This window comes from Bradyrhizobium sp. USDA 376 (genome assembly GCF_054063675.1).
In genome coordinates this window covers 7,436,799-7,455,566 of the sequence record NZ_JBSSGN010000001.1, presented here as the reverse complement: position 1 = coordinate 7,455,566, position 18,768 = coordinate 7,436,799, and the positions used below count along the sequence as shown (strand labels likewise).

Annotated in this window: 18 protein-coding genes and 1 pseudogene; 10 read left to right on the top strand and 9 right to left on the bottom strand. The window is 64.9% G+C overall.

The annotated features are described in order from the left end of the window. Nucleotides 1-75: 75 nt before the first annotated feature. On the top strand, nucleotides 76-465 hold the full coding sequence (locus ACVJ19_RS35045) for a hypothetical protein (RefSeq protein ID WP_453953626.1): 390 nt from the start codon (nucleotides 76-78) through the stop codon (nucleotides 463-465). 28 nt (nucleotides 466-493) lie between these two features. Here ACVJ19_RS35045 and ACVJ19_RS35040 read toward each other — a convergent pair whose 3' ends face one another. After that, nucleotides 494-820: a hypothetical protein gene (locus ACVJ19_RS35040; RefSeq protein WP_453953625.1), complete on the bottom strand. Its 327-nt coding sequence runs from the start codon at nucleotides 818-820 to the stop codon at nucleotides 494-496. 167 nt (nucleotides 821-987) lie between these two features. Beyond that, nucleotides 988-2,310, bottom strand: a complete 1,323-nt coding sequence (locus ACVJ19_RS35035; RefSeq protein ID WP_453953624.1) for an alpha/beta hydrolase — start codon at nucleotides 2,308-2,310, stop codon at nucleotides 988-990. Between the two features lie 315 nt (nucleotides 2,311-2,625). On the opposite strand from ACVJ19_RS35035, the gene ACVJ19_RS35030 reads away from it, so the two are divergent. Both ACVJ19_RS35030 and ACVJ19_RS35025 read left to right on the top strand, forming a co-directional pair. Further along, a complete protein-coding gene (locus ACVJ19_RS35030; RefSeq protein ID WP_453953623.1) occupies nucleotides 2,626-3,993 on the top strand; it encodes an APC family permease in 1,368 nt (455 codons plus the stop codon). A gap of 2 nt (nucleotides 3,994-3,995) precedes the next feature. Next, nucleotides 3,996-5,207 (top strand): hypothetical protein, encoded by a 1,212-nt coding sequence (locus ACVJ19_RS35025; protein WP_456739486.1) that lies wholly within the window; start codon nucleotides 3,996-3,998, stop codon nucleotides 5,205-5,207. Here the strand turns inward: ACVJ19_RS35025 and ACVJ19_RS35020 are convergent, their stop codons facing one another. Continuing rightward, nucleotides 5,208-5,420, bottom strand: coding sequence for a hypothetical protein (locus ACVJ19_RS35020; RefSeq protein WP_453953621.1), 213 nt, complete (start codon nucleotides 5,418-5,420; stop codon nucleotides 5,208-5,210). A 71-nt stretch (nucleotides 5,421-5,491) separates the two neighbouring features. Beyond that, nucleotides 5,492-5,830 carry a membrane protein insertion efficiency factor YidD gene (gene yidD / locus ACVJ19_RS35015; RefSeq protein WP_211412739.1) on the bottom strand — a complete coding sequence of 113 codons (339 nt, stop codon included), beginning with the start codon at nucleotides 5,828-5,830 and terminating at the stop codon, nucleotides 5,492-5,494. A gap of 248 nt (nucleotides 5,831-6,078) precedes the next feature. Between yidD and ACVJ19_RS35010 the strand changes: the two genes are divergently transcribed. Continuing rightward, on the top strand, nucleotides 6,079-6,984 hold the full coding sequence (locus ACVJ19_RS35010; RefSeq protein WP_453953620.1) for a hypothetical protein: 906 nt from the start codon (nucleotides 6,079-6,081) through the stop codon (nucleotides 6,982-6,984). A gap of 128 nt (nucleotides 6,985-7,112) precedes the next feature. On the opposite strand, the gene ACVJ19_RS35005 is transcribed toward ACVJ19_RS35010, so the two are convergent. Further along, nucleotides 7,113-7,562, bottom strand: a complete 450-nt coding sequence (locus tag ACVJ19_RS35005; RefSeq protein ID WP_211412737.1) for an iron-sulfur cluster assembly scaffold protein — start codon at nucleotides 7,560-7,562, stop codon at nucleotides 7,113-7,115. Nucleotides 7,563-7,814: 252 nt separating this feature from the next. Here ACVJ19_RS35005 and folE point away from each other — a divergent pair, with 252 nt between their 5' ends. From folE to ACVJ19_RS34980, 5 genes are all read left to right on the top strand, one after another. Further along, nucleotides 7,815-8,495, top strand: a complete 681-nt coding sequence (gene folE / locus ACVJ19_RS35000; RefSeq protein ID WP_453953619.1) for a GTP cyclohydrolase I FolE — start codon at nucleotides 7,815-7,817, stop codon at nucleotides 8,493-8,495. Nucleotides 8,496-8,523: 28 nt separating this feature from the next. After that, nucleotides 8,524-8,946, top strand: a complete 423-nt coding sequence (gene hisI, locus ACVJ19_RS34995) for a phosphoribosyl-AMP cyclohydrolase (protein WP_453953618.1) — start codon at nucleotides 8,524-8,526, stop codon at nucleotides 8,944-8,946. 174 nt (nucleotides 8,947-9,120) lie between these two features. After that, the gene (locus ACVJ19_RS34990) at nucleotides 9,121-10,182 is read left to right on the top strand and encodes a lytic transglycosylase domain-containing protein (protein WP_453953617.1); all 1,062 of its coding nucleotides are present in this window, start codon (nucleotides 9,121-9,123) and stop codon (nucleotides 10,180-10,182) included. 291 nt (nucleotides 10,183-10,473) lie between these two features. Continuing rightward, nucleotides 10,474-11,649 carry a DUF2336 domain-containing protein gene (locus ACVJ19_RS34985; protein ID WP_453953615.1) on the top strand — a complete coding sequence of 392 codons (1,176 nt, stop codon included), beginning with the start codon at nucleotides 10,474-10,476 and terminating at the stop codon, nucleotides 11,647-11,649. Nucleotides 11,650-12,005: 356 nt separating this feature from the next. Then, a complete protein-coding gene (locus tag ACVJ19_RS34980) occupies nucleotides 12,006-13,256 on the top strand; it encodes an IS110 family RNA-guided transposase (protein ID WP_453948482.1) in 1,251 nt (416 codons plus the stop codon). A 221-nt stretch (nucleotides 13,257-13,477) separates the two neighbouring features. Here the strand turns inward: ACVJ19_RS34980 and ACVJ19_RS34975 are convergent, their stop codons facing one another. The 3 genes from ACVJ19_RS34975 to ACVJ19_RS34965 form a co-directional block, all read right to left on the bottom strand. Continuing rightward, nucleotides 13,478-14,056, bottom strand: coding sequence for an Hpt domain-containing protein (locus tag ACVJ19_RS34975; protein ID WP_453953614.1), 579 nt, complete (start codon nucleotides 14,054-14,056; stop codon nucleotides 13,478-13,480). 27 nt (nucleotides 14,057-14,083) lie between these two features. Further along, entirely contained in the window at nucleotides 14,084-14,629 is a 546-nt protein-coding gene (locus ACVJ19_RS34970) for a response regulator (protein WP_008549760.1), read from the bottom strand. 96 nt (nucleotides 14,630-14,725) lie between these two features. Beyond that, the gene (locus ACVJ19_RS34965) at nucleotides 14,726-15,505 is read right to left on the bottom strand and encodes an NAD kinase (RefSeq protein ID WP_453953613.1); all 780 of its coding nucleotides are present in this window, start codon (nucleotides 15,503-15,505) and stop codon (nucleotides 14,726-14,728) included. Between the two features lie 249 nt (nucleotides 15,506-15,754). Here ACVJ19_RS34965 and ACVJ19_RS34960 point away from each other — a divergent pair, with 249 nt between their 5' ends. Further along, nucleotides 15,755-17,320 carry a S10 family peptidase gene (locus ACVJ19_RS34960; RefSeq protein WP_453953612.1) on the top strand — a complete coding sequence of 522 codons (1,566 nt, stop codon included), beginning with the start codon at nucleotides 15,755-15,757 and terminating at the stop codon, nucleotides 17,318-17,320. On the opposite strand, the pseudogene ACVJ19_RS34955 reads toward ACVJ19_RS34960, so the two are convergent. Then, nucleotides 17,310-18,694: pseudogene (locus ACVJ19_RS34955) on the bottom strand (serine hydrolase domain-containing protein). The gene ACVJ19_RS34960 and the pseudogene ACVJ19_RS34955 overlap by 11 nt on opposite strands. Nucleotides 18,695-18,768: the final 74 nt, after the last annotated feature.

Here is an 18,768-nt window from a genome sequence, read left to right as displayed (position 1 = left end):
TGCGCAAGGTGCTTGGCAAACGGCGCGCTACAGCGCTAGAAGGCCGGTCATGGGGACCAAAGAGAGTTGACTGAGATGAGGATGATTCTGGCGGTTGCCGCGGTGTTCTATTCCACCTCCGCGTTCGCGCAAGCCGACAAGCCACCGATGATCGGAGACAAGCCGCTGGTGCAGGTCAAGCCCAAGGGGGCCAAGGAGGGGACCAAGGCGGCGGCCGCAACCGCCGCGCCGGCGCCGAAGGGCAAGCCGCAATCGATCGCGGCGCGGCTCCAGGCCTGTCTCGAGATCGACGACGGCACCAAGGACCGTCTCAACTGCTACGACGCGGTGATCCCGCCGGCGCCGAAGCCCAAGCCGGCGAAGGCCAAGGGCTACGCCGATTGCCGTTTCTTCAAGGAAGAGGACGAGCGGCTGGCCTGCTTCAACGGCTTTGCCGAGAGCATTCCGAAGCTGCCCAAGACCTGAACGTCAAGACCTGAGGACCGGCTGACGTTCAGTCGCTGATCCGGCTCAGCACGGCCCTGAAGGCAACGCCCGGCGCTTGCAAGGCGCTGCCTTCGAACTCCGCCGTGTCGCCGTCCTCCCGGCCGGTCAGCGTCAGCGTGATCCGGTCGATGCCGAACACCGCCTTGAAGGACGGATCGTCATTGTAGCGCTGGGTCGAGATCTTGACCTTGATGCTGTCGCCTTCGCCCGTGTAGGTGCCGATGAAAGCGAAGGCGGAATTGCCGCCGCGCATCTTGCCATCCATCACATAGACGACGCCGCACCCGGTCCCGTGAACCGTGTGGAAGTCGGCCTTGTAAAGTCCCTGACGCACCCGCCTGTCCCCGCAGAATTCCGACCGCAACTCGGCTGGCAAATTATGGTCGTTGGCAGCGGGCGCAATCCGTTGGCTCCCGGGGATGAAAGCCCATCAACATCACATTTTGATCAGAGCCTGAGACAATTGCAGGCAGCGCAGCCAAATACCGGCTGGCGCAATTTCTAGCGGCTCGATGCGGCGGGATTGGTGGATGCAACCCGCGTCAGGGCCAGTGCCGGCGTCGCCGACATCTTCACCAGTACGTCCTTGAGCGGATCCCGCGTCCAGGCGCGGGTCACGTAGTCGCGATGGGTGATGCCGTCGCCGGTTTCGACGAACACCACGCTGCCGGGACGCAAGGGCCCGTCGATGTCCTCGGAGACGCTGATGCCCTTCTGCCTGAGCATGCTCATCAGCTCGCGGTCGCGCCGTGCGGTGTAACGAGTGTAGGAGCTGACGAAGAAGCCGGAGCGGTGGCTCTCGATCCAGGAGGCGAACTTGTCCATTTCGCCATAGACGGCGTCGAGCAGCACCACGCCGCGGACGCGGTCGCTGATGCCGCCGACCTCTAAGCTCCATGCAGTCGGCAGGAAGCCGCCGCTATAGCCGACGATGACGATCGGCATGTTGGCGAAGGCGCGCGCGCTGTTGGGATCGCCGGTGAGGCGGGCGAGATGGCTGGCCGATTCCTCCATGAAGCGCTTGAAGCCGCCAGCCTGCCAGAACTTTCCGGCGCTGGAATCGGCGGCATCGACGGCCATCTGCGGCGCAAGCAGGATGGCATTGGCGCCGGAATCGGTGATCTGCTGCGGCACCAGCTGCCGGTTGCGCACGTCGCGCTCCAGCGTCGCGCCATTGCCGTGGAAGAACACCACGATCACGCCCGGCTTGCGCAGGTCGAAATGCTCGGGCACGTGCACCAGCACGCGGCTGTCGCTGTAGGTCTCGTCCTGCCAGTAGACGCGTCCGGAATAGCTGCGGTGGCCGCGGCGGTCGCCCTTGGAGATGTTGAGGAACGGCGCGTCGGAGGCGGGGTTGTTGCCGAAATAGGGGAAGGCCGACGACTTCATGCTGACGAGCGTCGTCAGGTCTTCACGCGGCGGACGTTGGTAAGGGACGTGCGGCGCGAGCGAGGCGACCTTGTAGGGCGCTTGCTCCGGCTGCTGTTGCACGGCACGCTTGGGCGAGAAGTCCGACATCTGCCGTTGCAGCAAGCTCTCGCTCGCAGAGGGGAAGCGCTCCCTAAACTGCGGGGCCGGGAAGCGATCCTCGAATGTGTCGGCGCTTGCGACCTGTTGGGTATTGGTCTTGGCGACCACCTGGACGTTCGCCTGCGAGTTCGCCGCGAGCGCTGCCGGATCGGGCGCCTTGCCGCATTGAACCAGTGTGAGCGACAGCGGTACCAAGGCTGAGATCAGGCCGACCCGGAGCGCACGACCGTGCCGACCGGACGACGTCCGATCGGCACGAATGTCAGCTCTTATGTTCGGAACGGCCCCGACCATCCACCCATGACCCCAATCCAGCGGCAATGTTTAAGATAATTGAGCCGACTGGCGTTTAGGTGACGTTAAGTGTCCGGAGAAACTTCCCCACATCCGGAATGCTCAAAAGGACCATGCAATCGTGTCGTGATTGTGGGGAAGGGGGACGGGATACTCCGGTACTCGCGCAGCTTTATTGCCCGGGAGCATACATAAGCGGTGCTGAAATACCGATATCCCTTGCCTCATTTAGCCCTTGTTAACCCTGCTTGAATTGACTGGACCAAACTGCACGATGCTACCCACGAGGCGTGACGCCTGAGGTTAAGGACCCCGATGACGGCATCAGATGCGGGACCCGCGCGCTGGACTGGCCGGCTGACCGGGAGCGGGCCCGGGGTCTCCGCTCTGGTCGCAACCGCCATCGTCGTTGCCGACATGATCGGGGTCGGCGTCTTCACCAGCCTCGGCTTCCAGGTCAAGGACATCCCATCCGGCTTCTCGATCCTCCTGCTCTGGACCGTTGGCGGCATCGTCGCGCTGTGCGGGGTGTTCGCCTACAGCGAGTTAGGCGCGATGTTTCCGCGCTCGAGCGGCGAGTACAATTTCCTCGGCCGCGCCTATCATCCCGCCTTCGGCTTTCTCGCCGGCTGGGTCTCGGCGACGGTGGGCTTTGCAGCGCCGGTCGCGCTCGCCGCGATGGCCTTCGGCGAATATGCCAAGTCGGTCATTCCCGATCTGCCGCCGATCCCGCTCGCCATCGGCGTGGTGTGGCTGGTCTCGATCGTGCAGCTGACCGGGGTCAGGCACTCCTCGACCTTCCAGCTGATCTCGACCATTTTGAAGGTCGTGCTGATCGTCGCCTTCCTGGTCGCCGGCTTCATCATCGGCGCGCCGCAGCCGATCGCCTTCACGCCGCAGCCGGGCGACCTCGCGCATATCGTCAGCGCGCCCTTCGCGATCGGGCTCGTGTTCGTGATGTACTCGTTTTCGGGCTGGAATGCCGCGACCTACATCATCGGCGAGATGAACATGCCGCAGCAGAACCTGCCGCGTGCGCTGCTCGCGGGCACGCTGATCGTGCTCATGCTGTATGTGGCGCTGAACGCGGTGTTTCTCTATTCCACGCCGGTCAGCGCGCTCGCGGGCCAGCTCGACGTCGCCAGCGTCGCCGGCACCGCCATCTTCGGCAGCCTCGGCGGCCGGATCGTCGGCGCCATGATCTGCGTCGGCCTGATCTCCTCGATCAGCGCGATGATGTGGATCGGCCCGCGCGTGATGATGACGATGGGGGAGGACATTCCCGCCTTGCGCGTGTTCTCGAAGCGATCGGTGAACGGCGCGCCGGCCTATGCCATCCTGTTCCAGCTTGCGGTCGCGACCATGCTGCTGTTCACGCGCAGCTTCGAGGCCGTGCTCGACTTCATTCAGTTCGCACTGTTGTTCTGCTCGTTCTTCACGGTCGCCGGCGTCATCAAGCTGCGCATCACCGATCCCGATCTGCCCAGGCCCTATCGCGCCTGGGGATACCCGTTCACGCCGCTCGTTTTCCTGCTCGTGACCGCGTTCATGATGTACTACCTCTTGACCGAGCGACCGGTGCAGTCGCTCTCGGGGATGCTCGTCATGCTCTCGGGCCTGCTGATCTATGCTATTTTCCGCAGGCGGCCGGTCGCCGCTGGCAATTCATCACACCGCGAATAAACATGTTTCGACCCATGAGAATTGCGGCCGTCGCCCTTGCCCTCCTGGCTGCGGCCGTCTCGTCCGCACGGGCCGCCGACGTCACCTTTGACGATACCGCGCGCTTCCTCGCCGGCATGCAGCCTGCGGCGGACTCGCCGCTGGTACCGCTGACCAGGGACCCCAACTGGCAGCATCACGCAAAATTCTTCGACAATGCCTTCGCCCAGCTCGAGCAGCGGCAAATATCGAAGATCCGCGCCTGGGCCGACGTCAATCTGGCCGCGCCGCGGCCGACCATGTTCTACATGTTCAGCGGCCCGGACTTCCTCTACGCCAATGCCTTCTATTCCAAGGCCAGCACCTACGTGCTCGGCGCGCTGGAGCCGGTCGGCGCCGTGCCCGATCTGACGAAGCTGCCGCGAGGTTCGGTCGGCGCGGCGCTCTACAATGTCGAGCGCTCGCTCGGCTCGATCCTGAGCTTCTCCTTCTTCATCACCAAGCAGATGAAGGTCGACCTGCACACCAACCAGGTCAACGGCACCTTGCCGATCCTCTATGTCTTCCTCGCCCGCTCCGGCAAGACCATCCGCAACGTCGAGATGGTCGCGCTCGACAACAAGGGCGGGATGCATGTGGGGGGCGACAATCCGGGACCGAACGCGACGCGTGGTGTCCGCATCACTTTCGCCGGCAGCGACGGCGAGGTGCGCACGCTGTATTACTTCTCGACCGACCTCTCGAATTCAGGCGCGCGTGCGACCGGTTTCCTGAAGTTCTGCGAGACGCTCGGCCCCGGCAACAGCCTGCTCAAGAGCGCGTCCTATCTCCTGCACTCCGGCAACTTCACCGTCGTCCGCGACTGGCTGCTCGCCAACAGCGCCACCATCGTCCAGGACGATTCCGGCATCCCGCTTTCCAACTACAATGCACGGCAATGGCGCTTCTTCCCGTTCGGCCGTTACCTCGGGCCGATCAGCGAATTCCCCGGACGCTACCAGGAACGCTACGCCGAACTGTTCACGCGCGCCCAGCCGATCGACTTCGGCGTCGGCTATCGCTGGCGCATGCACGAGTCGAACTTGCTGCTGTCGGTGAAACTGCCGGGGACCGAAACGCCGGGCGCGGAGACGACATCGTCTGCCGAGCCATCACCAAGACCGCCACGTCCAAAGCGGCCGCGTCCGCCCGAGTCTATCCCGCCGTCACAAGGACGTTTCTTCTGGTTCCGCTGATTACCAGTGCACGCTCTGGCTCGGAACGATGAAGGCCGTGGTGCCGGGCGGGATCGCAAAACTCATCGCCAGATACCAGCCGGAACCGGCCGCGAGCAACAGCAGGGCGATGATGGCGAGCATGTCGAGAGTTCTTGGATCGTGGCCTTTCGAACCAGCCTTGAGATCCGGCCCAGATCTGAAGTGAAAATGAGGGCTGATTTTCCAGCGCATTGTAGTTTCCTCCCGTGGGAGCATCACAACAACGCGAAGCGAAAGTTCCGGTTCCGCTCAGGGCTGCATGTCTAGGGCGCGTTGACGCCGCGCCAGCGGGCATACCGCCAGGGCAGATACCAGCGCGCGTTTTGGGGCGCGGCGAGCGGCACATTGTCGATGCCCGAGGTGCCGTATGGATTGCAGCGGAGCAGGCGCGCGAGCGTCATCCAGCCGCCGGCCCAGAGACCGAAGCGCTCGATCGCCTCGTCGCCATAGACGGAGCAAGTCGGCAGGTGCCGGCAATTGTACCCGACCAGCGGCGAGAGCGTGTGGCGATAGAGCCAGATCAGTGCACGGCCAAATCTCCGCGGAAGGCGAAGGAGGCCCTCGACGGGAGTGGAACAATGCTCGCAGGTTGAATGCTTCATGGGCGCGTTGCTGCGACGTTGGGCGAAGGGTTGCGCGGTTCCGGCGCAGGGAACTGTAAGGTGTTGTTTGCGCGCCATATTTTGCCTGCTTTCTGGGAGCAGTGCAGCAAGTATCTGTGGACGATCTGTATTCGCCCGGATACCATTTTTATGACGCCCGTGTGTAGAAACATACGCCTGTATGATGGACTCAGAGGGCGCTACCGGGGATTGTTTGGCGACCTTGGGGTTTTGGGGAAGGAACCAGATTGAAACTTCTGAGCTCCCTTGATCTTCGCGGCTGGTTGCTGGTGGGAACCGCCGTCTGTGGAGTCGCGCTGGCCGGCGCCGTCGCGACGTTCGGGTCGTCGGCCCGAGCGGGTAGCGCTCTCGAAGAGCGCAAGCTGCCGATGAAATTCAGCTGGGTCGCTTGCGAGCCGAACTGCCGCGGCTGGATCAGCGCGGTCGGCATCATCACCGCTGACACGCCCAAGGAGTTCGAGGAGTTTGCGCGCGGACGCCAGCTCGGCGGTGCCACCGTGGTGCTCGATTCCAGCGGTGGTTCCGTCAACGACGCGATCACCCTCGGCCGGCGCTTCCGCAATCTCGGACTTTTGACGACGGTCGGAATCAGCCTTCAGAACCGCAGCGGGCAATCGGCCCGTCCGGCGGTCGCGCCTGAGGCCTATTGCGAGTCAATGTGCGCGTTCCTGCTGCTGGCCGGCAAGAAGCGCTACGTGCCGGAAGCGGCGCATGTCCGCGTCCACCAGATCTGGATGGGTGACCGCGCCGACGATGCCAAGGCGGCGAGCTACAGCGCGCAGGACCTGATGATCGTGGAACGCGACATCGGCCGCTTGGCCAAATACACCTTTGACATGGGCGGCGCCGGCGACCTGCTGTCGCTCGCGCTCAGTGTGCCGCCTTGGGAAGATCTGCACGAGCTCGATGCCGGCGAACTCAAGCTCACCAATCTGGTGACGACTGATCTCGTCGCCGACGTGCTGCCGCATGTGGACGTCACGGCGCCGGCTATGGCGGAGCTCGCACCGAAGACGCAGGCGAGGTTCGGTACGGAACCGGAGCAGTCGGCAAAGTCGACCAAGACGGCGGAAGCCCTGATGCCCACGGGCGGCGTGGCAGCGCCGGCTCCGGCTACGGCGGCGCAGAAGTAAGCTCTCAGATCTTGGCAGTCATTCCGGGGCGCGCATAGCGCGAACTAGGGTGCGCAATTGCGCACCTGAGAATCTCGACCGGGATTCCGGGTTCGATGCTGCGCATCGCCCCGGAATGACGGGGAGCGTTAGCCCTGTGCTGCGGCGGGCTGCTTGGCCTCGATCTGGCCGATCGCATCCACCACCGCATCGAAGGTCAGCAGCGTCGAGGCGTGCCGCGCCTTGTAGTCACGGACCGGCTCGAGGAACTTGATCTCCTCCCATTTGCCTTGAGGAGGCGTGCCGTTCTCCTTGAGCATCTTGCGAACGGTTTCGCGTAACTCACGGAGTTCGCTCGCAGTCGAGCCGACCACGTGACTTGCCATGATGGATGAAGAGGCCTGGCCTAGCGCGCAGGCCTTCACGTCATGGGCGAAGTCGGTGACGGTGTCGCCGCTCATCTTGAGATCGACCTTCACGGTCGAGCCGCACAATTTGGAGTGGGCGGTTGCGGTGGCATCGGGGTCCGAAAGCCGTCCGATGCGCGGAATATTCCCCGCCAGCTCGATGATCCGCTTGTTATAAATGTCGTTCAGCATGTGATGGAGTCCAACACTTCCACACCCACTTCCGGGCCGGATCGGACTTGGCGGGCGCCGTCCACGGTCCTATATAGGGGCGGAACTGGCGGAAAAACAGTCCAGCGGTGCGTCGGCTGCGATCCAGATCTGCACTATCGACGTTGTGACCGAAGGGCCTTTTCGCCAAAACTGTTCTCTTCAGGCGTCTGGCGGCTTGCCGCCCCGTCTGCCGGTGACACTCCGGCCACAAGGCCGTCGAACGGAGTAGACATGGACGCTACAATCAAGCCGATCCGCCCCAACAAGCAGCCCGAGAGCCGCCCGGCCGAACTCGATCCCGCCGAATTCCTTGCGGCCGCCGTCCGCGCCGACCAGCCGCGCCCGGCGCGTGCCGAGGCGGAAGCTGCGGTGAAGACGCTGCTCGCCTATATCGGCGAGAACCCCCAACGCGAGGGCCTGCTCGACACGCCGCGCCGCGTGGTCGAGGCCTTCGACGAGCTCTATCAGGGCTACCACCAGTGCCCGGCCGAGGTGCTCGACCGCACCTTCGGCGAGACCGCCGGCTATGACGATTTCGTGCTGGTGCGCGACATCGAGTTCACCTCGCAGTGCGAGCATCACATGATGCCGTTCTACGGCAAGGCGCATATCGCCTACACGCCGGTGGAACGCGTCGTCGGTCTGTCGAAGCTCGCCCGCCTGACCGACATCTTCGCCCGGAGGCTTCAGACCCAGGAGCACCTGACGGCGCAGATCGCGGCGGCCATCGACGAGATCCTCAAGCCGCGCGGCGTTGCCGTCCTGATCGAAGCCGAGCATACCTGTATGTCGGTGCGTGGCGTCGCCAAGCATGGCGCCTCCACCTTCACCAGCCGCTTCACCGGCATGTTCCGCGACAATCCGGCGGAGCAGGCCCGTTTCCTGTCCCTGGTGCGAGGCCTGCAGCGCTGACCTCGCGAGTTAACTGGCGAGGTTAGTCGTGTCCGCTCACTCCCATGAGATCGAGGAAGGGCTATCCTTCCGGCCGCGCTTCGATGCGAACGGTCTCGTGACCTGCGTCGCCACCGACGTCGCCACCGGCGACGTGCTCATGGTCGCGCACATGAACGACGAGGCGCTGCGCAAGACCATCGCGACCGGCGAAGCCTGGTACTTCAGCCGCTCGCGCAATGCCTTGTGGCGAAAAGGTGAGACCTCAGGTCAGACCCAGCGCGTGGTCGAGATGCGCACCGATTGCGACCAGGACGCGGTCTGGATCCGTGTCGAGCAGATCGGCGCGGCCTGCCACACCGGGCGGCGGTCGTGCTTCTACCGCAAGGTCGAGGCGGAGGGCGGGGGAGCCAAGCTGGTCTTCACCGACGCCGAGCGCCTGTTCGATCCGAACGACGTCTACAAGAAGTAGCAACCTGTCACTCCAGGTGCGAGCCCGGAATCCATCGTACGGCATCACGCGCGGCTGGATGGATTCCGGGCTCGCACCTGGGGTGCGCCCCGGAATGACTCGGGGCGGCGGGGAGTGCCGAATTAACTCCGCATTAACCATACCTGTCCCACGGTGAGACGACAGGGCGCCGAATTGCCGGCGTCCCTCAACGCCGCGCGGGGCGGGCACTCCATCATGTCGGTCGACAATTCCAGTGCCTCACAGACGGCGGTTCTCGATCCGTCGCGGGCGCGCGTCGCCGGTGCGATCAAGCAGGCCTCGAACATCTCCGGCGTCAGCTTCCAGTACATGCTGACCACCGCCAAGATGGAATCGGATTTCGATCCCACGGCAGGGGCCACCACATCGTCCGCGCACGGGCTCTACCAATTCATCGACCAAACCTGGCTCGGTACCGTTAAAGAGGCGGGGGCCCAGCTCGGCTATGGCAACTACGCCGACGCGATCACCAGGACGTCGTCCGGCACCTACACCGTCGACGACCCCGTCACGAAGCGGTCGATCATGAAGCTGCGCGACGATCCGGAGGCCGCATCCAGCATGGCGGCGGCGCTGACGCAGTCGAACAGCTTCAAGCTGACTGGCCTGCTCGGCCGCAGGCCAAGCGACAGCGAGCTCTATATGGCGCATTTCATGGGCGTCGGCGGGGCCGCAAAACTGATCGCCAATGCCGAGGACAATCCGCAAGCGGTCGGTGCACGGCTGTTTCCCAATGCGGCCGCGGCCAACCGCTCGATCTTCTACGCCAGGGACGGCCGCGCCCGCAGCGTCTCCGAGGTCTATTCGGTGCTGGATTCCCGCTATGCCAGCGCGGCGAATTCGAAAGTCACGCGCAGTGCGATGGCGATGTATGGCGGCACGCCCTCGACCACCGAGGTCGCCAGCGCCAACGGCGTGCAGCCCGCAGTGCCTGTCATCGACAACGCCGCCTATCTCCAGACCTTCCCGAATACACGCGCGGTGACGCCTGTCAGCGCGACGTCGTCAACAACGGTCGCCGACAATGCGCCGACGACGCCGGTGTTTCGCTCGATCTATCAGCCCGGCGATGCCACGCAGCCGGTCTCGGCGACGGTGCAGAAATTGTGGGGCAACAACGCCTCGCTCACCTCGGTCGCTTCGGCAACGCCGGACGTGCGGCCGCCGCAGCCGCTCGACCTCTTCAGCGATCGCAGCGGCACCTTTTCGAGTTAATCACCGCTCCCGTGTCCCGGACGCGCTGCAGCGTGTAACGCTGCCGCGCAGAGCCGGGACCCATGCTGCAGCAAATCCTTTCGCTGAAATGGGCCCCGGCTCTGCAGCGCATCGCTGAAGAGGCGCTGCGCTGCGTCCGGGGCACGTAAGCAGGGCGCCTCGGTTCCCTTAACAAAACGTCAATAAAACCAGCCAGTTATGGTGAACGCTTTGTTAAGCGTCGTGGTTTATTTTGTGTTGCAGGTGACGAGCCGTCACCGTTTTTCGTTTGTTGTGTAAGCCGGAAGCAGCATGATTGTTCGGCAGTTCATCAATTGGATCAGGACGGCGCCCGCCGGCGAGCGGGCCGAGGCAACGCGGGCATTGGCCCGGGCCTGGCTGATCTCAGATCTCTCCCAAGACGACCGCGTCGCCGCCGAAGGCGCGCTTCTGATGCTGCTCGACGATCCCTCGCCGCTGGTGCGGCAGGCGATGGCCGAGGCGTTCGCGCGCAGCCTTGATGCGCCGGCGTCGATCGTGCGGGCGCTGTCGGCGGACCAGCCGACCGTCGCGCTGCCCGTGCTCGAACATTCTCCGCTGCTGATCGACGCCGATCTCGTCGACATCGTCGCGACCGGCAATGACGAGGTGCAGTGCGCGGTCGCCCGCCGCATCGCGCTGCCGGTCTCGGTCTGCGCCGCCATCGCCGAAGTCGGCTGCGCGGCGTCAGCGCTCGAGCTGATCGAAAATCCGAATGCCGAGCTCGCGCCGTTCTCCTGGAATCGCATCGTCGAACGCCACGGCCACCTCGCGGCGATCCGCGAGGCGATGCTGGTGCTGGAGGATCTACCGGCGGCAACGCGGGCAGCGCTGGTGGCAAAGCTTTCCGAGACTCTGGCGCAATTCGTCGTGGCGCGGAACTGGCTGAGCGCCGACCGTGCCGAGCGCGTGACGATCGAAGCGCGCGACCGCTCCACCGTGAACATCGCGGCGCGCTCGCGCGGCGAGGACATGCAGGGCCTGGTGCATCACCTCCGTGTCACCGGCCAGCTGACCGCAGGTCTCATTCTGCGCGCGTTGCTGTCGAGCAATCTCGACCTGTTCGACGCGGCCCTGGCCGAGCTTGCCGATGTGCCGCTGGCGCGCGTCACCGCGCTGCTGCACGACCGCGGCGGCAACAGCCTGCACGCGCTGCTCCGCCGCGCCGGCCTTCCCGAGGCGACGTTTGCGGCGTTCCAGGTGGCGCTCGATGCCTGCCACGAGCAGGGTTTTGTCGATAGCGACGACGGCGCGGCGCGGCTGCGCCGTCGCATGGTCGAGCGCGTGCTCACCCATTGCGAGACCGACCGCCGCGCCGCCGAGCCGCTGATGGTTCTGCTCCGCCGCTTCGCCACCGAGTCCGCGCGCGAAGAGGCGCGGCTGTTGTGCGACGAGCTGGTCGCGGACGATACGATCGATCCGGTTTACGACGACCTGATTGCGGCCTAGCGACATGCCGTAGGGTGGGCAAAGGCGCGAAGCGCCGTGCCCACCATTCACCTGCACAACTTATGCTGATTGGCGGGCACGCTTCCGCCTTCGCTCTTCGAGCTACGGCGGACAAGTCGCTTTGCCCACCCTGTACCCTTTTGGGGTTCGCATCCAGTCGAAGGTGTAGACTGGAACACGGGCCGATCCGCCGGGAGCAGCCTTGCCCACCTGTGTCTTGAACACCGACGTAGGAGCCGCGCCCCGGCAGAGCGGCCGCGGTCGAGATCCAGTAGGAGGTTCGCGCCGAGAGCGCCAGTACAGGGATCGATCAGGATCGCGGTGGCCCGCTTTTTGAGAGCAAGGAGGTCCCAACAATGCTCGAAGATGTACGCTGGTTCGTCGGGATCGATTGGGCAACGCAGAGCCATAGCGTTTGCCTGCTGGATACCGAAGGAAGACAGGTTGCTCACTGCGAGTTCGCCCATGAGGGTGCGGGCCTGACGGAGTTGCGCGACTGGCTGCTGCAGAAGACCAACGCCGCACCGGGGCAGATCGCCGTGGCGATCGAGATGCCGCACGGCCCGGTGGTGGAGGTGTTGCTCGAACACGGGTTTGCGGTGTTCGCGATCAATCCCAAGCAGCTTGACCGCTTCCGTGATCGCTTCACGGTGGCTGGTGCCAAGGATGACCGCCGCGATGCCCATGTGCTCGGAGCTTCGCTCCGCACGGATCGCGCGGCGTTCCGTCGGCTTGTGGTCGACGATCCCACGATGATCGAGCTGCGCGAGTGGTCGCGCTTGGCCGACGAACTGCAGCAGGAGCGCACACGTCTTGCCAACCGGCTGCGCAAGCAGTTGTGGCGATATTATCCGCAGGCCACCAAGCTGACCGACGATGTCGCTGACGAATGGTTCCTGGCGCTTTGGCAGATGGTGCCGACGCCGGCCCGTGCGGCCAAGGCCAGCGAGAAGGCAATTGCACGCGTTCTGAAAGCCCATCGCATCCGCCGCCTTGATGCGGCGGGGGTGCTTGAAACTTTACGCGAGGCCCCGCTGTTCGTGGCACCCGGCACCACCGAGGCCGCCTGCGCACACATCCGCAGCTTGGCGGCACGACTGCACCTGGTCAATCAGCAGATCAAGGAGGCGCATCAGAACCTGGACCGTCTGTGCGTCGCAATCGAAGGCGAGGAGAAGGCCTCGGGGCAGAGCTCGGAGCAGTGCGACGTGACGATCCTTCGCTCCTGGCCAGGAATCGGCAGGATCCATCTCGCCACACTGCTCGCCGAGGCCGCAGAGCCTCTGCGCAGGCGAGATTATCATGCTCTGCGCGCCTTGGCAGGGGCCGCGCCGGTGACGCGGCAAAGCGGCAAGCAACGCTTCGTGATCCGTCGCCTCGCCTGCAACAGGCGGCTACAGAGCGCCGTCCATCACTGGTCGCGGGTCGCCATCCAACACGATGAGGCCAGCAGGCGACGCTATGATGCCTTGCGACAGCGAGGACATGGCCACGCGCGTGCTCTGCGCACTGTAGGGGATCGCTTGCTCTTTGCCTTGTGCACGACGCTCAAGCGACACACCCCATACGAGGCGGACTATAGCGCAAGGACCTCCACTAAAGCCTGAGCCTCATTCCTTTGTTCGGCCGGTGTGACCATTCCTTCGTCCCGACCTGCCGATCGCCACAGCGCCGCGCGCAGACGCTGTCCAGGAGGCCGTCGGCACCGGCAACGCCGGCGCGAAGCGTCCTGGACGGCGGCGAGCACGGCGCTATGCTCGCCCATCAAGGACGTCTACCTCTTGACCACGGGTAGGAGGTCCTACGATATCTTGCGGACGGCGAAAACTTACTCCGCCGGCACGATGCTGGGCGCCAGGATCGCTTCGAGATGCTCGGGACGGTCGCGGTTGACCTGGGTGAGATAGTCGTCGGCGACCTTGCGCAGGCGGCGGCTGAGCTCGGCGGAGACGCTGATGCTGTCGAGGCGGGTGTTCTCGTGCACGATGGCCAGGATGGCATTGATGTGATGCGTGAACAGCTCGGCCGGCACCTTCTCCAGATCAGGGGCGTGCTCGATGACGCGGCACAGGCTCTCGGCTACTCCCGCCGCCGCCGGGAAGCCGAACGTCGCGGCATCGCCCTTGATGTCGTGCGCGGCGCGGAACAGCTCGTCGCGCCGCTCCTTGGTGAAGCCGTCATTGCGGATGGCGACGTAGGCGGCCGACAGGCGGTTGACCTCGGTTGCCATCCAGTCCTTGAACTCACCGGAGAGGCCTGCGAGCGCCTGCTCGGCACGGCTGACCGGATCATCCATGTCCTTCTCTTCGACGCGACGCAGAACCTTGCGCAGCGGATTTGGCTGCGTGATCAATTGATGCGTGGCGAAGGCTTTGACCTCGATGTCCTTTGCGTTGTTCTTCGCCATGATGCCTGCCTCGTCTAAGACGTTGCGCTAGATGGAGGAGCGGGCCTTGTCGAGCAGCGAGGGCTGCTGCAGCACCTCGTGCTTTTCGCCGACGCGGCGCTCGGGGCCCATATAGGCGGAGTTGGTGTTGCGGCGCCGGTCCGGGCCGAAATAGGTCTTGGTCTTGATGAAGGGGCGGGGATTGGCGACGACGTTGAGGATGCGCTGGTACAGCCCCTTGGCCGAGATCGGCTTGGCCAAAAATTCGGTGACGCCGGCGTCGCGCGCGACCGTGACGCGGCGCTTCTCGGAATGGCCGGTCAGCATGATGATCGGCGCGTAAGGGTTGCCCTTGGATTCCGGCTGCCGGATCATCTGCGCGAGCTCGAGCCCGTCGAAGATCGGCATCGCCCAGTCGGTGATGACGATGTCGGGCACGTAATGGCTGTACATTTCCAGCGCCGTGGCGCCGTCTTCGGCCTCATAGACTTCGCGCGCGCCAAACGAGTGCAGCAGCGTCCGCAGGATGCGGCGCATGTGCGGATTGTCGTCGCAGACGAGGAAGCGCAGCTTGTTGAAGTCGATACGGAACATGACGCCCGGGCCAAAGCGGTCAACCTTCGTTAACCATATCGTGGCGGGGGTTAACGAAGGGTTGCTGCCGGCCGCCCGGCGGGTGGGGGCAGGGGCTCAGTAGCCGAACTGCTCGCGTAAAATACGCTCTTCCAGGCTGTGGCCGGGGTCGAACAGCATCCGCATCGAGATGCTCTTGTCCGAGAGCACCTCGACGCGCCGGACCCTGCGCACCTCCTCGTGATCGGCGACGGCCGCGACGGGGCGCTTGTCGTCCTCCAGCACCTCGATCACGACATAGGCGGTGTTGGGCAGCAGGGCGCCGCGCCAGCGCCGCGGCCGGAAGGCGCTGATCGGGGTCAGCGCCAGCAGGGCGGCGTTGATCGGCAGGATGGGGCCCTGCGCCGACAGATTGTAGGCGGTCGAGCCTGCCGGCGTCGCCACGATGATGCCGTCGGCGATCAGCTCGGGCATACGTTCGCGCTCGTCGATCAGTATCCGCAGGCGCGCCGCCTGGGAGGTCTGGCGGAACAGGTAGACCTCGTTGATGGCGTGGTGCAGGTGAACGCGGTCGTTGACGTCGGTCGCCCGCATCAGGAGCGGATTGATCTCGGATTCATGCGCCGTCGCGAGCCGTTCGCGCAGATCGTGCGTCGAGTACTCGTTCATCAGGAAGCCAACCGTGCCGCGGTGCATGCCGTAGATCGGCTTTCCCGTGCGCATGTTCTGGTGCAGCGTCTGGAGCATCAACCCGTCGCCGCCGAGCGCGACCACGACATCGGCGTCCTTTGGGTCGCAATTGCCATAGTCCTCTGTGAGCTGGCGGAACGCGGTCTGCGCCTCGCTGCTCGGGCTGGCGACGAAGGCGATCCGTTCGTATCGCGAGGGCTTGGTCATGGCTTTTCGGTCAGGCTCGCTGGCTCGAGAAAGTTCCGCCGGGCTCGTCTATACGAGGTGGGGCTCCATTGTCGAGGATGACCACCCTTCAAGGCAAACGGCCGGCTGCCGGATCCGGGGCAAACCGGGTCGTTTCGACCCCGATCGGCCTCTGAAGGGGGCGCCGCGTGAATGATCCCCCAAACCGTCGCAATTTCGCGCTAGCCTTGCGGCCTCACCGGCTCTCCCAGCCGGTCAGGGAGAACGATCATGGTCACGAGCTTGCCGGCGCTGCGTTGCACGGCCTTGCTGCTGGCGGTGTCGGCCTTCGCACTCGCAGGATTTGCGCGCGCGGACGATCCGCCGCAGCCGCGCACCGAGACGACGGCGCCAGCCGGACAGAAGGGCGGGCGCGGTGGTGGCGCGCAAAGCGCGTCGCAGAATTCGCCGTCCTCCGAGCCGCACCGTCTGCCGCCGGATTCGACCACGAGGCAAGCGCTCGATCTGCCCGGCCGCACCCTCAACTTCGCCGCGACCGCGGGCTCCATCCGCGTGTTCGATGGCAAGGGCGAGCCGCTGGCCGACATCGCCTACATGTCCTACCAGCTCGACGGCGCCGACCGCGCGACGCGCCCGGTGACCTTCCTGTTCAACGGCGGACCCGGCGCGTCCTCGGCCTGGCTCCAGTTCGGCGCCGCGGGTCCGTGGCGGCTGCCGCTCGACGGCGAAGCGCTGTCGCCCTCTGCTTCACCCGAGGTGAAGCCGAATGCGGAAACCTGGCTCGACTTCACCGATCTCGTCTTCATCGATCCCGTCAGCACCGGCTATAGCCGGTTCGTTGCGAGCGGCGAGGACGCGCGAAAATCCTTCTACTCCGTCGATGGCGACGTCAATTCGATCGCTCTGGTGATCCGTCGCTGGCTCGAGAAACACGACCGGCTGCTCTCGCCGAAATACGTCGCGGGTGAAAGCTATGGCGGCATTCGCGGGCCGAAGGTGGTGCGCCAGTTGCAGCTCCAGCACGGCGTCGGCGTCAGGGGATTGATCCTGGTGTCGCCGCTGCTCGATTTCCGCGACTTCACCGGCACGAGCCTCCTGCAATATGTCGCGACGCTGCCGAGCTATGTGGCGGTGGCGCGCGAAGCCAAAGGTCCGGTCAAGCGTGCCGATCTCGCCGACGTCGAGGCTTATGCGCGCGGCGAATTCCTGGCTGACCTCGTCAAGGGCGAGGCCGACAAGGAGGCCACCACACGCCTCGCCGACAAGGTCGCCGAGCTCACCGGCATCGACCAGGCGGTGAGCCGCAGGCTCGCGGGCCGCTTCGACGTCGGCGAATTCCGCCGCGAATTCGACCGCAAGAACGGCAAGGTGACGGGACGTTACGACGGCTCGGTGCGCGGCTTCGATCCCTATCCGGATTCGGGCAACTCCCGTTTCGGCGATCCCTCGGGCGATGCGCTCCAGGCGCCGCTGACGAGCGCCGCGGTCGATGTGTTGACACGCAAGCTCAACTGGCGGCCCGACGGCTCCTACGAGGTCCTGAATGGTAGCGTCGAGGGTAACTGGGATTTCGGCCGCGGCATCAACCCGCCGCAATCGGTGTCGGACCTGCGCCAGATCCTCGCAACCGACGCCAAGCTGAACGTGCTGGTCGCGCACGGCCTGTTCGATCTCGCCACGCCCTATTTCGGAACGAAGCGGGTGCTCGACCAATTGCCTGGATTCGCGACCCGGCGCGTGAAATTCGCCGTCTATCCCGGCGGTCACATGTTCTATTCGCGCGACGGCTCACGGCAGGCCCTTCGCGGCGAGGTCGAGGGATTGATCAGGGAGTAGGCCGCCGCTTGCGCGGCGGATAGCGGCGCGCGATCTCGCGTGCCACGACTTTTTCCGGCTTCACGTTGGCGCCGGCAATCCAGATGTCGCTGACTTTGCCGCGCTTGTCGCGTACCCGGCGTACCGGCTCGCCGTGACTGGAATAGCCGGCAGCCCAGACAAGCTTGCCGGTGTCGCGGCCGGTGACCTCGATCTCGCCGGCATCCATGAACGGATTGTTGAACTGCGGGTTGGCGACGAGCACGCGCTTGCCCATCGGCACCAGATCGGTCGCGCCCACATCGTCCACCAGCGCCCTCGCCAGTCGCGCGCGCGGCGGTCGGGCGCACCGCGGGTCTTGAAGACCCGCAGGATCTGCATCGCGCCGTCCATCCAGAACGGCGCGGCGCCGTCGAGGGAGTTGCTGAGGATGCTGATCGCGAGGTCGCAGGTGGGAATCGTGCAGGTGCGCGAGATGTAGCCCTGGAAGCCGCCGCTATGGCCGAACCAGTCCCAGCCGTCGGACTTGCCGGCGTTGACGCCGAGACCGTAATAGGCCTCGAAGCTTTGCGGGATACGCCAATGATGCCGCGTCATCTCGCGGCGGCTTGCGACCGAGAGCACGCTCTTTTTCGCGTTGGGTGCAAGCTGAGCGAAGAAGCGGGCGGTGTCGGCGGCGGTCGCGACGAAGCCCGCGGCCGAAGCCATGGCGTATGCGGGATTGTCGCCGGGGATCACGCAACGCTCGCCGAACGGCAGTTTTCGCGTATGGCCGCGTGCGAATAGCGCGCCCCTCGGTAGCGGCGCATTCGGCTCGGTCTCGCGCAGCCCCGCTGGCTCGATGATCTCGCGCTTGATCCACACCGGGTAGGGCTCCTTCGTCACCGCTTCGATGACGAGACCGATCAGGGCAAAGCCGTGATTGGAGTATTTGAAGCGCGTGCCGGGATCGATCGCCGTCGGCAGCTTCAGCTCCGCGAGCAGCTCTTTGGCGTCGAGATAGGGACGGCTGTCGATGAACTGGCCGGAATCGGCGCCGTCGCGGGTCAGCCCGGCGCTGTGCGAGAGCACCTGTGCAATCGTCGTCTCGGCGACGCGCGGATTGAGGCCGCCGACATACTGGCCGACCGTGTCATCGAGCCGGATCTTGCGCTGCTCGCGCAGCTTCATGATGCCGGCGGAGGTGAAGCTCTTGGAGTGCGAGGCGATACGGAAACGGTGGCGCGGGGTGAGCTTCTCGCCGGTGTCGAGATTGGCGAGGCCGAATGCGTGCTCGGCGACGATCTCGCCGCGATGCGCGAAAGCGACGATGACGCCGGGCTGCTGGATTGTCGTCTGCTGGAATTCGATCCAGGAGCCGATGTAGTCGATCGCGGATCGCAGCCACGTATCCATTGCGCACCAATTGTGAGGGGAGGATTCGTGCGCGAAGGCTAGCCGAGAAAGCAGAACGGGCACAACCCCTGGGT

Bases quoted from the DNA above. Each gene is read 5' to 3' on its own strand.
- ACVJ19_RS35045 (WP_453953626.1), top strand. From the start codon at position 76: ATGAGGATGATTCTGGCGGTTGCCGCGGTGTTCTATTCCACCTCCGCG.
- ACVJ19_RS35035 (WP_453953624.1), bottom strand. From the start codon at position 2,310: ATGGTCGGGGCCGTTCCGAACATAAGAGCTGACATTCGTGCCGATCGG.
- ACVJ19_RS35030 (WP_453953623.1), top strand. From the start codon at position 2,626: ATGACGGCATCAGATGCGGGACCCGCGCGCTGGACTGGCCGGCTGACC.
- ACVJ19_RS35025 (WP_456739486.1), top strand. From the start codon at position 3,996: ATGTTTCGACCCATGAGAATTGCGGCCGTCGCCCTTGCCCTCCTGGCT.
- ACVJ19_RS35020 (WP_453953621.1), bottom strand. From the start codon at position 5,420: ATGCGCTGGAAAATCAGCCCTCATTTTCACTTCAGATCTGGGCCGGAT.
- yidD (WP_211412739.1), bottom strand. From the start codon at position 5,830: ATGAAGCATTCAACCTGCGAGCATTGTTCCACTCCCGTCGAGGGCCTC.
- ACVJ19_RS35005 (WP_211412737.1), bottom strand. From the start codon at position 7,562: ATGCTGAACGACATTTATAACAAGCGGATCATCGAGCTGGCGGGGAAT.
- folE (WP_453953619.1), top strand. From the start codon at position 7,815: ATGGACGCTACAATCAAGCCGATCCGCCCCAACAAGCAGCCCGAGAGC.
- ACVJ19_RS34985 (WP_453953615.1), top strand. From the start codon at position 10,474: ATGATTGTTCGGCAGTTCATCAATTGGATCAGGACGGCGCCCGCCGGC.
- ACVJ19_RS34980 (WP_453948482.1), top strand. From the start codon at position 12,006: ATGCTCGAAGATGTACGCTGGTTCGTCGGGATCGATTGGGCAACGCAG.
- ACVJ19_RS34975 (WP_453953614.1), bottom strand. From the start codon at position 14,056: ATGGCGAAGAACAACGCAAAGGACATCGAGGTCAAAGCCTTCGCCACG.
- ACVJ19_RS34970 (WP_008549760.1), bottom strand. From the start codon at position 14,629: ATGTTCCGTATCGACTTCAACAAGCTGCGCTTCCTCGTCTGCGACGAC.
- ACVJ19_RS34965 (WP_453953613.1), bottom strand. From the start codon at position 15,505: ATGACCAAGCCCTCGCGATACGAACGGATCGCCTTCGTCGCCAGCCCG.
- ACVJ19_RS34960 (WP_453953612.1), top strand. From the start codon at position 15,755: ATGGTCACGAGCTTGCCGGCGCTGCGTTGCACGGCCTTGCTGCTGGCG.